This window comes from Halobacteriovorax vibrionivorans (assembly GCF_003346865.1).
In the GTDB taxonomy this organism is placed as follows: Bacteria; Bdellovibrionota; Bacteriovoracia; order Bacteriovoracales; family Bacteriovoracaceae; genus Halobacteriovorax_A; species Halobacteriovorax_A vibrionivorans.
This window is the reverse complement of sequence record NZ_QDKL01000002.1, coordinates 64,775-80,241: the sequence shown is the minus strand read 5'-3', so window position 1 is coordinate 80,241 and position 15,467 is coordinate 64,775. Positions and strand designations below refer to the sequence as shown.

The 15,467-nt window shown below is 35.8% G+C and carries 12 protein-coding genes; all 12 read right to left on the bottom strand.

Annotation, left to right across the window (positions count from 1 at the left end; translation table 11 throughout):
• Nucleotides 1-5: 5 nt before the first annotated feature.
• The 12 genes from DAY19_RS06145 to DAY19_RS06090 all read right to left on the bottom strand — a co-directional run bounded on the left by DAY19_RS06145 (nt 6) and on the right by DAY19_RS06090 (nt 15,436).
• Nucleotides 6-1,283 carry a hypothetical protein gene (locus DAY19_RS06145; RefSeq protein ID WP_133296900.1) on the bottom strand — a complete coding sequence of 426 codons (1,278 nt, stop codon included), beginning with the start codon at nt 1,281-1,283 and terminating at the stop codon, nt 6-8.
• Nucleotides 1,284-1,533: 250 nt separating this feature from the next.
• Nucleotides 1,534-3,360 (bottom strand): glycosyltransferase family 2 protein, encoded by a 1,827-nt coding sequence (locus DAY19_RS06140; protein WP_114706319.1) that lies wholly within the window; start codon nt 3,358-3,360, stop codon nt 1,534-1,536.
• Nucleotide 3,361: 1 nt separating this feature from the next.
• A complete protein-coding gene (locus tag DAY19_RS06135) occupies nt 3,362-4,168 on the bottom strand; it encodes a hypothetical protein (protein ID WP_114706318.1) in 807 nt (268 codons plus the stop codon).
• Nucleotides 4,161-6,059 (bottom strand): cellulose biosynthesis cyclic di-GMP-binding regulatory protein BcsB, encoded by a 1,899-nt coding sequence (locus DAY19_RS06130; RefSeq protein WP_114706317.1) that lies wholly within the window; start codon nt 6,057-6,059, stop codon nt 4,161-4,163. Before DAY19_RS06130 ends, DAY19_RS06135 begins: the two co-directional genes overlap by 8 nt.
• A 165-nt stretch (nt 6,060-6,224) precedes the next feature.
• Nucleotides 6,225-7,160, bottom strand: a complete 936-nt coding sequence (locus DAY19_RS06125; RefSeq protein WP_114706316.1) for an ABC transporter ATP-binding protein — start codon at nt 7,158-7,160, stop codon at nt 6,225-6,227.
• Nucleotides 7,161-7,183: 23 nt separating this feature from the next.
• A complete protein-coding gene (locus DAY19_RS06120; RefSeq protein WP_114706315.1) occupies nt 7,184-8,149 on the bottom strand; it encodes an ABC transporter ATP-binding protein in 966 nt (321 codons plus the stop codon).
• Between the two features lie 17 nt (nt 8,150-8,166).
• Nucleotides 8,167-9,066, bottom strand: coding sequence for an ABC transporter permease (locus tag DAY19_RS06115; RefSeq protein WP_233500247.1), 900 nt, complete (start codon nt 9,064-9,066; stop codon nt 8,167-8,169).
• A complete protein-coding gene (locus tag DAY19_RS06110) occupies nt 9,066-10,091 on the bottom strand; it encodes an ABC transporter permease (protein WP_114706314.1) in 1,026 nt (341 codons plus the stop codon). Before DAY19_RS06110 ends, DAY19_RS06115 begins: the two co-directional genes overlap by 1 nt.
• A gap of 13 nt (nt 10,092-10,104) precedes the next feature.
• Nucleotides 10,105-11,706, bottom strand: coding sequence for an ABC transporter substrate-binding protein (locus DAY19_RS06105; protein ID WP_114706313.1), 1,602 nt, complete (start codon nt 11,704-11,706; stop codon nt 10,105-10,107).
• 309 nt (nt 11,707-12,015) lie between these two features.
• A complete protein-coding gene (locus DAY19_RS06100; protein WP_133296899.1) occupies nt 12,016-13,254 on the bottom strand; it encodes a hypothetical protein in 1,239 nt (412 codons plus the stop codon).
• 195 nt (nt 13,255-13,449) lie between these two features.
• Nucleotides 13,450-14,559, bottom strand: a complete 1,110-nt coding sequence (gene ald / locus DAY19_RS06095) for an alanine dehydrogenase (protein ID WP_114706311.1) — start codon at nt 14,557-14,559, stop codon at nt 13,450-13,452.
• An 88-nt stretch (nt 14,560-14,647) separates the two neighbouring features.
• Complete coding sequence (locus DAY19_RS06090) at nt 14,648-15,436, bottom strand: MBL fold metallo-hydrolase (protein ID WP_114706310.1); 789 nt, start codon at nt 15,434-15,436, stop codon at nt 14,648-14,650.
• Nucleotides 15,437-15,467: the final 31 nt, after the last annotated feature.

Sequence of the window (15,467 nt, the reverse complement as noted above, 5' to 3'; positions counted from 1 at the left end):
ATTAATTAATTTCGTTCTCTTTTGTAAAATATATAAAGGAGTATAACTAAGTCAAAAATAATCATAAAATAGAGTAATTCTTTTACAAAAATCCAGTTAAATTCACGTGATAGCGTGTTTTCACCCTTTGAATATGCTCTTATCATTGAAGAGCTTTGGTAAATACTCCACTTTGAATTATTAAAGACTTTATAGTAGTTGTCTGTGACTTCTTTAGGTAAGTCTCGTATGTAGTCAATATTTGGTAGTGACTGCTTATCAAGGTATTCTTTTGAAATAATAATTGTATCGTATTCGATTAATGAGTAGACTAACTCTTTTTGAAAATTCTTAGATATTGGAGTCAGTATATCATTACTTGAGTCCAACATTGAGAGTCTATAAACATCATTAGATAATGCAATGGCCTTCTTCGTTTTATTATTTATAAACCATTTCTGTACATCGTAATCAAGTGAAGACTTATAAGGGTGATCATTTAAAATTGAATTGTAGAAATTATCAATTTCACCTTTAGGTGCAAAAGAAAAGATAAGCCATGATGAAAAGGTTAAGTACAAGCTTGCTGATAAAATAGCCTTTTTGTTACTCTTAGATGAAAGCATATTCAATGCTGTCAATATAAGTGCAATTGCTAAAAAAGAGTAGTTTTGATAAGAGCGATCAAGAGTAATTAGTATTACTTGAGCAAGCAGCGGTATAATAATTGCGGAGTTACGAATCAGTAATTGCCTAGCGTTTAGGCCAATCGTCTTTATACGATAGATAATGATAGGTATAAAGATTGTCCAATATAGTAGTGATTTATAATTGATAAACCTATGTTCATGAATAAAAAGGAGTTCTTCAATATTAATATTAGCTAACCAAGATAGATAAAAGACACCAAATAATGTGGCCATGGATGGAAAGGCTATCAAGAAAAGTGGGCCAAGTGTATATTTGTCTTTAAATAAAGTATGAAGTAGCAGTGGCAAGAATATAAATAATGACAAGAAGTTTGAAACTCCAATTCCACCTGAAGTCAGTAAGACAGCTAAGCCTATTGCTATTAGAAATATTCCCTTTGATGATCGTTTAACATCGTAATAAAAAACACCTTTGAAAATTAAAAATAATGTTAAAGCAGCAATTAAGCTAAGAACATCATTATTAATGGCATTCAATACATATGGATTTAACATAAATGCTAAAAGTACATAGGCACGAGTATTGTTTATTTGTAAGAAGTTTCCTTTTTTATCAATACTATTAAAGAAACTCACAAGTGATATTGCTAGCATCCCAAGAAAGAACGGAGCGAATATCGTGAGATTGAAAAAAGTTAATCTGTATATGTTTATAATATTGAATAAAGATAAGGGGGCGGTACTGGATAATAAAGAGTAAATATTATTATTGTTGTTTAGTAGGTACAGATACTTCCAGGTCTTTATTTCTAGATCTGAGTGATATCCATTTACACGTGATAAATAATACACCGTTATCAGAAAACTAAAGCCAAGTAAGAATACAATAGGGGAAGCATATTTTTTAAGCAAGGTCTTGTACCTCTTGTTGAGTTACTTTACTAAGGCCATGTTGTGTCTTTTCCCAGTAAAATGGATTTACGAAAAGTTGATACAGCCCCTTATAACCTGCAATAGACATTAGTATCCAGTAGAATGGAACAGCTAGGGCATACGGGATTAAGTATAACTTATTTCTTTTTGTTACTCCTAACATCATAATATATACATAGAATGCATTCCCCATTAATAGATTCAAGTTACTAAGGTAGATAATACTCTCTGTAAAATAAGGATCAAACATAGTCGTCTTAGTGAATAACCAAAATATGTAGACTGAATAAAGCCAAGGAGTTATTAAAGAAGTTAGAATTGTCATCCCTATAAAGAATTGAAAAGAGAAGAATCCCTTAAATCCTATGGAACGATAAAGCTTTAGTGGAGTCCTCATATGCACGAGGTAGGTTTGCATATAACCTTTAATCCAACGAGATCTTTGTCTAATCCAATTACCAACTTTTGTATTTGCCTCTTCATAGGTTGTAGAGTTTACGACTCTAACGACATAATTTAGAGCAGAATATCTAATTCCTAAGTCTGCATCTTCCGTTACATTAAATGGGTCCCATCCACCAACTTGTTTAAGGATTTTTGTAACAAAATGATTCGATGTCCCCCCTAATGGAATTGGGACATCTAGTTTCTCAAGGGCCGGTAGAAAAAAGTCAAACCATAGAGAGTATTCTAATGTAAAACATCTGGTTAAAATATTTTCTTTATCGTTGTAATAATTAAGTTTAGCTTGGATTACTGCAGTATTCTTTGGAGACTTTTTAAAAGCAATAATTGCTTTTTTTAATTGATCCTTTTCTGGTTTATCTTCAGCATCATATATTGTTACATACTTTCCTTTTGCAAATTTAAGTGCATAATTACATGCCTTTGGCTTTGTCTTTGGGAAAGAGTGGGGAACTAAGCAGATATCAAATATATCTTCTAATTCTAGGTCTTTTGCAGCTTGAATAGTTTTGTCGTCATTTTCTTCCAGTACTAATTTAACGTCTAGTTTCTCTTTCGGGTAATCAAGATTCCTAATTGAATTAACAATAATAGGTAATACCTCTGGTTCATTGTACATTGGAATTAGCACTGTATAAGCTGGAAGAGATGACTCATCAAGATTATTGACTTCTTCATCGGTAACTTTTTTTTCAAATGAGTTATCAGAACCTATCCAAGTTAAACTGAATTTGAAGATGAAACTTATAATTAAAAAAAATGTCGTTATAATATTGATTGTAAGAAATGTTGTATCAGTGTTGTAAAATACTAAATAAGCAAAAAGTATTGCTAAACAATAGATTCCTATCAATTGCTTGGAGATAAAAACTTGTGCTGCAGAGTATTCAGGATATGTATTTGCCAAAGAGTAGATTGATTCATGGCTTAGCTTACCTCCAAAGTGAAGGTGTAGCGCCTGCTTTAAACTGTCTTGGGATGTTACAATTATTTCATACTCTTTAAAGTTTGATTCGATAAATGATATTTGCTCATATTGTGGTTCACATATGGCCATCATATTATTCTTTAATGGTAAGAGGTTTTTCTCTAAGTATAGATCAAAGTCTTCGCGTTTTATATTATCAGTGTCGACATCCTCTGTGGAGATTTCTTTAAATGGTAAGTTAAAGTACTCCGCCATTAACTTATCGATGTCTCTCTGTTTTACATATCCTTTACCAACAAGAATTCTACCAAGTCTAGAACCTGTTTTACTTTGAATTAATAGGGCATCTTCCAGCTTCTCTGGGGTAATAAATCCTTTTTGAATTAGACGTTGACCGATCTTCATTTTAATTACACCAAAGACTTATGAATATAGAGTGTCCATTACCTATATTACGTCCCCAAACTTCATTTAAGTAGCCTAGTTGAATACTGTAGGTACGACTTAGTTTGTATGCAAGGCTTGGTCCGATCTTCCATTGGTCCCAGTCTTCAGCATCCAGAGGAGAGTTTGTTAGGTTACTGTTACTTTCATCTAAACTCTTTACGAAGTAGCTGTGAAACATTGGTAGAAAGTTGTTGAACCATTTTCCAATAGTAATATCTAATTTGAACTGGTTTACTGGAATACCTAGTCTAAAATTTACCCCTGTTTCAATACTTATGAAATCCAACTTGAAAGCTGAGTAGATATCATGCAGATATCTTATCTCAAGGTCACTTTGATGAGCAGCTGGCCTTGGTGCTTTTTCTTTATCAAATAAAGGAAAGCTTATTGTGGCCATCCAGGCACTGGTTCCATGCTTGTATTTTTTAATATGCTTCTTAATTCCAATTGCATTTTCTCCAATCTGTGTATTATCAAGTTGATTGAAGTCATCTTTATAACTAAGGTCTGTAAGTATATTTCCTTTTACAAGCAGGGAAGTCGTATTGCTTAATCCATAAAGGTAGTAATAACTAAGCTCATATTTTTTAAATCTTCCATTGTTTGGATACTTTTCAGATTTTGACTTATTATTAAAGCTATCACTTGTTTGATAAAAGTTTATAGAAGTATATAGCTCGTAAGCGCCATCTTTTGTTAAGGTGGCACTCGCATAAATAGACTGAGAAAGAAGTGTGAATATGATGAAGTTAATAACTTTAATCATTGTTTCTCTTACTTAATCTGATAAATCCAAATGTTAGAAGTAACCACACACCAAAGAGTAGTATAAATTTATACTTTGTATAGAGATCTTCTAAAATATTTGATTTGGCGAAGACTGGAAGCTCTTTACTTAAAAGCATAGAGTTGAATCTTGATACCTCACTACTTTTGTCGATCATTACAATGTCATTATCGTCAAATGTTATATAATTTGCTTCTGATATAAAGCTTTTGCCAAGATAGTGAAAGTTAACACCACTATGTCCGTCTTTATTTACTAATTGTATTAAACTTAGATTTTCTAGGCCTTCTATTGCCATTATTTTCTTTTTAAGAAATGTTGTAAATGTCGTTATATTACTATCTCTAATTGGAGCTAACCAATCAGTGTTACTATTTCTATTTGTAATGGCGATGAATGGTCTATTCGTTTTTGGTATAACGTTATCAAATTCAATGAAGTTTATGCGTAAAGGGTTTATACCGTATGAGTTTGAAAGTAAGTAACTATTGTAAGCTGCTGCAATTTTACTAGTGTCTTTTGGAATAAAGAAATCAACAGTGTCTTTAAATGCATAATTAATTTTTGCTAAACTGTCAGTTTTTTGATCAAGCTCTTTTAGTGTTACATGTGTGTCTGGTAATAGAGATGCAATTGCACCGTATGATCCACTTCCACATTGTCCATCCTTATCTGACGCTATAATAAGAACTTTTATCGTTTGAGTTTGCTCTTTTAAATAAGGTAGAAGTTCAAAATTATATAATGTTGGTCTTCCTGAGTTGTCTAATTCAACAACTTTTATGAGCTGGTTGTTTTGGAAAACATTTAGCTTATGTGGGTGATCACCTGTTGTCGGTGTTACCGTTGTTGATACTGTTAGAGAACTTGGTTGTTTTTTTCCTAAGTACTGTGAAGGATTAATACTAAAATTCCACTCTTGGCGATTGTTAAATACTTTACCTTCTTCGTTAATTCCTAGTTGGTCACGATAGACCTTCGTTTCAAGAAGACTACTTGGTTCAGAGTTTTCTAAGTTTATTCCTTTTGATAAAAGTAAGTTTCTATATTCAACAAGTGCATTGTAGATTCTTGTATCATTTCTACTTTGTGTATCAATTAAAATCATATTGTTATCAGAAACAAATCTTGACTCAATTTGATCCTTTAGCGCAAGTATATCTCTATCTTCATTTGATAAAAGTTGTAATAGGTTATTATTTGTCTCAGTGCTAGCTAGTGAGATATGAATCTTGTTCTTCTTTATGTCTTTTGGGTTATCAATGAAATTAATCTTATGTGAGAATTTTCTTAAGTAGTAGATTAAGTCAAAGATCTGATGATTATTATAGCTATGGTCAGTATAGATATTTATCTTTTCAGGGAAAGATTTTAGAGTATTAGCAATATTCATTCTTTGATTTTTATAATCAATATGTATCGCAGTTGATGGAAGGATGTGAATTAAATTCTTTGCAAGCTGTGTGTTGATACATTGGTCTTTATTTAAAACAGCATTTGCTGTGATTGTGAGCTTCATTGCTCCGGCCGATAGATATGACTTCGGTATATTTATCGTGTTCTTATATCTGTTAAATGCGAAATTATTTTTACCTGTTGATAGGTCTTTGGATGCAAGAGGAATGTCGTTAATTAATACCTTTACATAAGATGATGGCCTTAAAATTGATGAATATGATAAATTGATACTTAACTGGGCAGAGTTTATATATTCCTTATCTGTAATATCAAAGAAAATTGATTGAGAGAAATTAGATGGCCCAGAAATTCCCTTTGCAAAACCTTTCTTTTCAATCTTGTAAGCTATCTTATCTGCAAAAGTTTGAATGCTAAGTAGAATTAGAGCAGTAAGTAAAATCTTTTTCATCATATGGTAGTCCTAAAGTAAATTTGTGATAATTTACAATAACAATTAACTTAAGTTATGTATATTTCTTTAGATTTAGTACTACCATACTTTCTTTCACTTAAGTGTAGTCTATACACCTACACTTAAGTGAAAGATTGTTCACCATGTTAACAGCTTTTTAAAATATTAAATTATTTCATGACAAAAAATACTTCGATAATCAATATCACGACATTCTGGTGTGCTTTCTTTGCATTTTTCTACAGCAAGGGGACAGCGAGTGTGAAAATTACAACCAGTTGGTGGATTTAGAGGAGATGGTAGTTCCACATCCTTTAGCGGTGGAAATGCCTTGATTACTTCATTATCCACAGCATGTGCACTCTTTAAAAGTGTTTTAGTATAAGGGTGATGAGGAGTATTAAAGATCACATCACTCTTTCCATACTCACATACCTTTCCAAGGTACATGACAAGAACCTTATCTGCTATATAACGAACGACTGAAAGATCGTGGGAGATAAAAATATAAGTAAGATTAAATTCCTTTTGCAGGTCTTTTAAAAGGTTTAAAACCTGTGCCTGTACCGATACATCTAGGGCCGAAACAGGTTCGTCTAGGATCAATACCTTTGGCCTTAAGATTAGGGCACGTGCGATACCAATACGCTGGCGCTGGCCACCACTAAACATATGTGGGTACTTATGAGCATGTTCTCGTCTAAGCCCAACGGTTTCCATTAGATCACATGCACGGTTATAAGCTTCTTTTTTAGTGACCTTCTCATTTATAAGTAGTGGATCAGCGATTATTTCCCAGGCCTTCTTTCTTGGGTTAAGGGACTCAAGAGGGTTTTGAAAAACCATTTGGATATTGTGGTAGAGTTCTTTTGAACTTAGCTGCGAAAAGTCTTTTCCTGCAATCGTAATGCTTCCATCGGTTAATGGCTCAAGTCCCATGAGACATTTTGCAAGAGTGGACTTACCACAACCAGACTCACCAACAATTCCAAGAGTTGTTCTTTCCTGGAGGTTGAAACTTAATCCGTCTACGGCCTTAACGGCCTTATTTCCTACTGGGTAGTGTTTCTTTAAATTTGTGACTTTTATTGTATCAATCATATTCTATCTTTTTCTATGTATGGTTAGTTATTAAGTGGGTGAATACATCGTAGTGAGTGTTCATCATGAATAATGAGCTTTGGTAATTCGCCGCACTTATTACTTGCATAGTTGCAACGTTCTCTAAATTGACAACCTTCTGGCCTACTGGCCAGATCAGGCACCATACCCTTAATTGAGTAGAGGGGAGCATTAATATCATTTGTAAAAGAAGGAATGGATTGGAGAAGTCCATATGTGTAAGGATGTCTTGGATGAGAAATAATCTCATCAGTCGGTCCTTTTTCAATAACTTCGCCGGCATACATTACTTGCAGAGTTCTCGTGAAGTCCTTAACAACGGCCAAATCATGAGAGATGAAGATTACGGCCATTCCTGTCTCTTTTTGAATATCAATAAGAAGATCAAGAATTTGTTGTTGTACTGTAACATCAAGTGCTGTTGTAGGCTCATCTGCAATGAGAAGTTTAGGCCCAGAAGCAATGGCCATGGCAATCATTACTCTTTGGGCCATCCCTCCAGATAACTCATGAGGGTAGGACTTCATTCTCTCTTTTGGTGCAGGGATACCAACTTGAGTAAGAAGCCTTTCAACTCTTTGCTTACGTTCTTCTTTTTTAAGAGTTGGTTCGTGAATTAGAAGAACCTCTTCAATTTGATTCTCTACTGTGTAGCATGGATTTAAACTACTCATAGCATCTTGAAAGATCATACTTATTTCACCGCCACGAATTTGCTGCCATGATTTTTCATTTAAGCTCTGTAGGTCAACTCCGTCAAAACTTAGCTCGTCTGCAGTAACCACAGCATTATCATCTAAGAGCCCCATGATCGCCATATTGGTGATACTCTTTCCACAACCTGATTCACCAACGATTCCTAAGGTTTCACTCTTTTCAACTTCAAAGGAAACATTTCTTACAGCGTGAATTAGACCTTTCTTTGTTTTAAAATGTATATTTAGATTTTTAACTTTTAATAAATTCATGTCATTTAACTCTTTTGTTATCTCTTAAGTTTTGGATCAAGGGCATCTCTTAGGCCATCACCAAATAGGTTTAAGCCTAGAACAACAGCAAGAATACAAAGTCCTGGTAGTGTCACAAGCCATGGAGCACTTTGAATATAAGGCCTGGCATCACTTAACATAATTCCCCATTCCGGTGTTGGTGCCTGAACACCAAGTCCTAAGAAGCCTAGGGCGGCAGTTGAAAGAATACCTTCAGAAAGACCAAGTGTGACTTGAACAATAAGTGTCGCCATACAATTTGGAAGAATCTCCTTAAGCATAATGCGAATAGGAGAGGCCCCAAAAGTTTTGGCCGCTTGAATATATTGAAGGTTTTTAATCTCCATAACATTGGCACGAATAAGTCTGGTAAATGATGGGACACTAACAAGAGATACCGCAAGCACTGCATTCATTAGTCCTGGGCCTATAACTGAAACAACGATGATGGCCAGTAGGATACTTGGGTAGGCCATAAGAATATCAATGAATCTCATAATGACAGCATCAGTCTTTCCTCCAAAGTAGCCAGAGAGAAGACCAAGGATTGTTCCAATGACTGCTGAAATACAGACAATAGAGATACCCACAAATAGTGAGATTTGGGCCCCATAAATAAGACGACTTAGAACATCTCGTCCAAGGTCATCTGTTCCTAATAGAAAGCTTGTGGTTCCACCTTCTGCCCAAATTGGTGGAATACGAAGTTGACCCTCAAATATCTCACTTGAACCATGAGGAGCAATTACTGGTGCTAAAAGTGCGATGATGATAAAACCTAGCACAAGAGCAAGGCCTAAGACTGCGCCTTTATTGTCACTAAAGTGATCCCAGAATTCTTTAAGAAGTTTAATATTTGTTATATTTGAATCTTGATTCATGATTTGATCACTCATTACTTTGAACCTGCGATTTTAGGATTAACAATAGAATAAATAATATCCACACACATATTAATAAAGATAACCATAAGAGCTATAAAGAGAATTCCTCCTTGAATAACAGGGTAGTCTCTTGCATGAATACTTGCTACAAGCCAGCGTCCAATTCCTGGCCATGAGAAAATTGTCTCAGTTAGAATTGCGCCTGTAATAATACTTCCAAAGAGGAGTCCAATAACAGTAACAATAGGGATGAGGGCATTTCTAACAGCGTGTTTCCAAACGATCTTTTGATAACTTTGGCCCTTGGCCTTCGCGGTCTGAATATAAGGTGCTTTTAAAACTTCAAGCACGCTTGATCTAGTCATTCTTGAAATAACAGCTAAAGGAATAGTACCCATAGCAATTGTTGGCAGAATGAGGTGTTTCAGGGCCGAAGTAAATGGTGCTAGGCCATCAAACTCAATGACTTCTGGGTTTAAGGTATCTAGAAGCATAAATCCCGTAATACTTGGGACCTCGAAGAAGACATCCATTCTACCGGAGACAGGAGTTATTCCCATATTTACTGAGAAGACAATTATGAGAATAAGGCCCCACCAGAAAATAGGCATGGAGTAGCCAACGAGAGAAGTTCCCATCAGAAGATAGTCCATAAAGGAATTCCTCTTTAATGCTGCATAAACCCCTGCTGGAATTCCTATTAAGATAGCAAAGATCATAGCGCAAATTCCAAGCTCTAGTGTTGCTGGAAAGCGCGAGAAGAATTCATTTACGACAGTTTGTTTTGTCACAATGGAGATACCAAAATCACCAGAAAAGACATTCTTCATATAAAATAGGTATTGCTCTAGAATCGGACGATCAAGTCCCAATGTTTTTTGCATGGCTGCATAGACCTTGGGATCGGCACCTCGTTCTCCAAGTAAAAGAAGAACAGGATCTCCTGGGACTAGACGAACAATAATAAAAGAAAATAAGCTAATCCCAATAATCGTAGGGATTAGCTGTAAAAGGCGTTGTTTTAAAAAGTTTTTCATATAATTAAATTACTTACTCGATTGAAATATTTGTAAAGATGTCATTTCCAAGTGGATGAATCTTAAATCCTTTCACATTACTTCTCATTGCTCGATGAACTGTTGAGTGAAAGAGTGGAATCCAAGGAAGGTCCTTATTAAAGACTTCTTGTGCTTTTTGATAGTACTTTGCACGCTTCTTGCGATCACTTAATCGCTTGGCCATGATCACTTGACGATCGTAGTCTTCATTACACCAATTAGCATAATTTGATCCGGCCTTAGCGCCTTCACAACTTAGTAGCATATAGAGGAAATTATCTGGGTCACCATTATCTCCGGTCCAACCCATTTGAATTAGTGAGTGTTCTCCAGCATGGGCCTTCTTCAAATATGTTGGCCAATCATAAGACACAAGCTCAACCTTGATCCCAACTTTTGCTAGATCCTCTTGCATAAGTTCTCCCATCTTTTTTCCGTTAGGGTTATATGGACGTGAAACAGGGAGAGTCCAGATTGTTGTTTCAAAACCATTTGGAAGGCCAGCTTTCTTTAACTCTTCTTTTGCCTTTTTGATATTGTATTCTGAAGCGGAAATATCATCGTTATATCCCCAGATTGTAGGAGGCATTGGATTCTTTGCAATTGTAGCAAAGCCTAAATAAATAGGATCAATATATGCACTACGATTAAGAGCAAAGTTAATTGCACGTCTTACATGAATATTATCAAATGGCTTTTTTTCTGTATTCATTGCAAGATAGGCTACGTTTAAACCAGGCCCATCAAGGACAGTAATCTCTTTATTGGCCTTAAGTGCTGCAATATCTGTTGGAGCTGGTTGAGTGGCCAGATGACATTCACCGGCCACAAGCTTCTGTGTTCTAACAGATGGATCAGGAATAATTGAAAAAACCATTCTCTTAATTTTAGGTACACCATTAAAGTAGTCTTTGTTGGCGGTGTAGCGAATCATTGTATCTTTTTGATATGAACTAAAAATAAATGGCCCTGTTCCTACTGGTTTGCGGTCAAACTCCTCTGGAGTTTTTGCTGCTAGCATCTTCTCTCCGTATTCTCGCGAGAGGACACTTGTAAAGGCCATGGCCATATTTGCAAGTAGGGGAGCCTCTGGATAATGAAGTCGAATCTGTACTTGGTACTTATCAGTTTGCTTAATTTCTTTGATGATATTAGACATTCCCATGCCGTCCCAATACTCATAGATACCACCACTAACTTTGTTATATGGGTGATCTTTTTTGTACATTCGGTTAAATGACCATACAACATCACTGGCATCTAGCTCTCTTGTTGGCTTGAAGTATTTAGTTGTATGAAATTTTACACCTTTTCTAATGTTGAATGTGTAAGTTAGTTGATCATCAGAGACCGTCCAGCTCTCAGATAGAGAAGGAATTATATTTGTACTTCCAGTTTCAAAGCTTACAAGACGATTATAAAGTGGGTAAGCTGCTGCATTATGAGATGGGCCATCTGTTAAAAATTGTGGGTTAAATCCTGAAGGGGATCCTTCTGAACAATATACAAAAGTGTTCTTCTTTGCTCCACCATTTCCAGTGCATGAGACAACTAATAGGCCCATAAGTGAAAAGGCCACTAACTTCTTAAACATTAACTTCTCCCTGAATGTCTTATTTGATTCTTCTATATTTCTTATTTAAAAATGATACGTAGCATTTTATCTATCGTAAACAACGCTACGGATCACTCTCGCTTTATTAAGCTTTTCTTTAATATTCATTGATTTGGAGAGTTGTGAGAGACACAACAAGTTAAAAGGAAGAAACGAGTATAGAAATGAAAAAAAGCAGGCCTTGTCAGTGACATAGGCCTGCATATTCTCATTGTATTATCGTGGTCTTCAAACAATCCCCTACAATTGAATGAAGACCTTAAGTGTGTGCTTAAGGTCTAATACTTTTTAAAGTTCAGCTTCTGTATTTAAAGTATGTGTAACTGACTTTAATTCTTGTCCTGGAACAGTTGAGTCCAGTGGGAAGATTGTCAGTGTTACCTTTAGTTTACGAGCTTTTTCAAATGGACCAAAAAGTGTCTTCTTAATCTTTTCAAATCCGTGCTCTTTAAGTTCACCTGTAAGAAGGATATTACCGTTACTAAGTTGAGTCTTTTTAAAAGAGAGCAGCTCAAGTGTCTTCTTAAAGTGTAGTTTCTTCTTTTCTTTGTCGTAGATTACGATTTCAGTTTTTAAAGATTCAACACCTTCAAGATTTGATACTTCTAATTCAAATTTACCTTTTTTGCTAACTTCAACCTTCTTTGGCTCAACAAGGATCGGTGCACGTGCCTTATCAAGGTCAAAGAATTCTACTTTAAGAGTTGATTCATAGTTATAGTCTTGAACCTCATTAAAGTCAGTTACCTGGAAGTTGATCTGAGTTGATTCTTCGTTAAGGTTTTCTACAACAGTTTGGAAGCTCTTCATTTCATTTGCAAAGCTTAGTTCAAAGTTTGCATCTGCCTTATCAATTGCTCCAATATATTCTACTTTTACTTTATGAGTTACATTTTCTGTGTCTTTGTAAGCTACTGTACGTTGCTTAGTACAAGAGTATGGCTCTGAACGATACTTTGTTACTGTACGACATACGTAGTCTTGGTAAGGAACGTCACGACAGATATTTCTTCCTGGCTCCCATACACAACGCTGAACTGGTCTTGAGTTACATACGCGATCTTGGTATGGCTCGCGACGACATGTCTGGCGTCCTGGCTTGGTTTCACAAACGCGACGACCAGGTCTTTGGTTACATACACGACGTCCGTTTACATCGCGACAAATTCTTTGTCCCGGAACATCACGACAAACTTGTCTTGATGGGCCAGTTGTACATCTTTGACGGTACTTCGTTTCATAACGACATTGTCTTTCGTATTCTGTGTGGCATACATTTCGTCCCGTACGGTAACTACATTCTTGACGATACTTTGTTTCATACCCACATTCTTCATCTTGATATGGAACTTGATTGTAGCAAGTACCTTCATAGGACTCTTGCTTGTACTTTGTTACTTCAATTTCTTTGGCAAGTACTTGGACATCATTTTGTCCACCGTTAAATGAGAAGTTTAATTGGTTCTCACTAGCATTCGCAGTGAGTGCGATTAAAACAAGCATGATGCTTTTCAAAAACTTAGACATTTCTCCCCCTTAAAAGAATTAGTAAGTAACTTTTAGCGAGAATCTATTAAAATTGAAAAATATAATGAAATTAATTTAGCTCAACTCTATAATTGTAAGGTAATGTAAGATCTTTGACTGTGTATTAGCGGGTTTTTTTGAAAAAGTTGATGGTTTTGGTAAGAAAATGGCCCCACTTTGGGGGCCATATCATATTTAATCGATATTTAGAGGAGTGTATTCTAGGTTGAGGTCGTCAGCAACTTGCTTGTAAACAAGTTTACCTTTGTAGATATTGATCCCTTTCTTGAATGCGGCGTCCATTCTGGCCGCTTCTTCGACACCGTATTTTGCAATCATACGAGCATACTTTAGTGTAACGTTTGTAAGTGCAAATGTTGAAGTCTTAGCAACGGCACCTGGCATATTGGCAACACAGTAATGAACAACACCATCTACTAGGAAAGTAGGGTCTTGGTGAGTTGTTGGCTTACATGTCTCGATACATCCACCTTGATCTACTGCAATATCAACAACAACAGAACCTTTTTCCATTTTTGCAATCATATCTCTTGTAACAAGCTTTGGCGCTTTTGCACCTGGAACAAGAACTGCTCCAATAACAAGATCTGACTCTTGTACAGTCGTTTCAATATTTTCAATATTTGAGAATAGAGTTGTAATTCTGTTATCAAATAAGTCATCAAGTTCAGCAAGACGTTTTGTTGAAAGGTCAATTGCAGTTACATCTGCACCCATTCCCATGGCCATCTTAATTGCATTTGTTCCGGCAACACCACAACCAATAACAGTAACCTTTGCTCTTCTTGTACCCGGTACACCACCTAGAAGAACACCTTTTCCACCATGATCAATTTGAAGGTAAGCAGCACCAATTTGCGTTGCCATTCTTCCCGCAACCTCTGACATAGGTGTAAGAAGTGGAAGTGATCCGTCTGCTGGTTGGATTGTTTCATATGCAATAGATGTTGATCCTGATTCCATTAGGCCACGAGTCTGTGGCTCATCTGCAGCAAGGTGAAGGTATGTGTAAAGAATATGATGTGGCTTTAAAAGAGCAATCTCTCTAGCTTGTGGCTCTTTTACTTTGATGATCATTGTCGACTTAGCAAATACATCTTCAAGTGAGCCAAGAATCTTAGCACCTGCTTGGATGAAGTCTTCATCGCTAATACCAATTCCATAACCAGCATTTGTTTCTACGTACACTTCGTGACCGTCGTGAACTAGTTGTCTAACACCACCTGGAACTAGACCTACACGGTTTTCATTATTTTTAATTTCCTTAGGAACACCAATAATCATACTAATCTCCATCAAAGCTAAAGGCGTAATAATAAATCTTATAAATAGTTTAAAATATATAATGTTTTTAACGTGCAATTACAATAATTTAAACATCGAATTTCATGCCGTCATAGGCCACTTTGACATTTTTTGTAGGAAAATGCTCATGACACTTAGCTTGCAGTGAGTCATGGGCCAATTCATGTCCCATATGAGTGAGAAAACTCTGCTTTGCGCCAATTTCTTTGATATATGAGAAGCACTTCTCCACGTTTAGGTGACTGCGGTGAGGCTCTTCTCGAACACAATCTATAATAAGCGCATCAAGGTTTGAGTTTTTAAGCTTTAAAAGTGTCTGGTCCGCAATCTCATGACAATCTGAAATTATAGCAAGCTTATCCGTTAATAAACCTAATGAAGTTCCATTTCCGTGGGGAAGCTGAAGGAACTCACATTCTAGCTCACAAATTTTCATCTTTTCATTAATATTGATCTCATTCATTAAGAGTCTGGGACTTGAGCCGATATGCCCCTTATTACTTCCAAAGATATAGCCAAATCGTTCATGGATAACTCTTGCACAATCACTTGATGTGTAGAGGTTGATTGGATGATTGAATGTGAATGGCCTTATATCATCAATCCCGTTGAGGTGATCAGCATGAGGGTGAGATATAATAACACCATTAACATCTTGGACGTTCTCTCTTAATAGTTGAGTCCTTAGGTCGGGACCAGTGTCAAAGACGATAGTCGTCTTTTTCGTTTGCAAGAGAAAAGAAGTGCGAAGACGCTTATTAAATGGATTTGAACTTGTACATACTTTGCAATTACATCCTAACATTGGGATGCCTGTACTTGTTCCTGTTCCTAGAAATGTGATTGATAAATTCATAAGTATATATTGCCATGAAAATTATAAGCTT

What these genes read in the sequence shown, in the direction of transcription:
- DAY19_RS06110 (WP_114706314.1), bottom strand. Translation starts at nt 10,091, where the DNA reads ATGAAAAACTTTTTAAAACAACGCCTTTTACAGCTAATCCCTACGATT.
- DAY19_RS06125 (WP_114706316.1), bottom strand. Translation starts at nt 7,160, where the DNA reads ATGATTGATACAATAAAAGTCACAAATTTAAAGAAACACTACCCAGTA.
- DAY19_RS06135 (WP_114706318.1), bottom strand. Translation starts at nt 4,168, where the DNA reads ATGATTAAAGTTATTAACTTCATCATATTCACACTTCTTTCTCAGTCT.
- DAY19_RS06105 (WP_114706313.1), bottom strand. Translation starts at nt 11,706, where the DNA reads ATGTTTAAGAAGTTAGTGGCCTTTTCACTTATGGGCCTATTAGTTGTC.
- DAY19_RS06115 (WP_233500247.1), bottom strand. Translation starts at nt 9,066, where the DNA reads ATGAGTGATCAAATCATGAATCAAGATTCAAATATAACAAATATTAAA.
- DAY19_RS06140 (WP_114706319.1), bottom strand. Translation starts at nt 3,360, where the DNA reads ATGAAGATCGGTCAACGTCTAATTCAAAAAGGATTTATTACCCCAGAG.
- DAY19_RS06145 (WP_133296900.1), bottom strand. Translation starts at nt 1,283, where the DNA reads ATGCTAGCAATATCACTTGTGAGTTTCTTTAATAGTATTGATAAAAAA.
- DAY19_RS06120 (WP_114706315.1), bottom strand. Translation starts at nt 8,149, where the DNA reads ATGAATTTATTAAAAGTTAAAAATCTAAATATACATTTTAAAACAAAG.
- DAY19_RS06100 (WP_133296899.1), bottom strand. Translation starts at nt 13,254, where the DNA reads ATGTCTAAGTTTTTGAAAAGCATCATGCTTGTTTTAATCGCACTCACT.
- DAY19_RS06090 (WP_114706310.1), bottom strand. Translation starts at nt 15,436, where the DNA reads ATGAATTTATCAATCACATTTCTAGGAACAGGAACAAGTACAGGCATC.
- DAY19_RS06130 (WP_114706317.1), bottom strand. Translation starts at nt 6,059, where the DNA reads ATGATGAAAAAGATTTTACTTACTGCTCTAATTCTACTTAGCATTCAA.
- ald (WP_114706311.1), bottom strand. Translation starts at nt 14,559, where the DNA reads ATGATTATTGGTGTTCCTAAGGAAATTAAAAATAATGAAAACCGTGTA.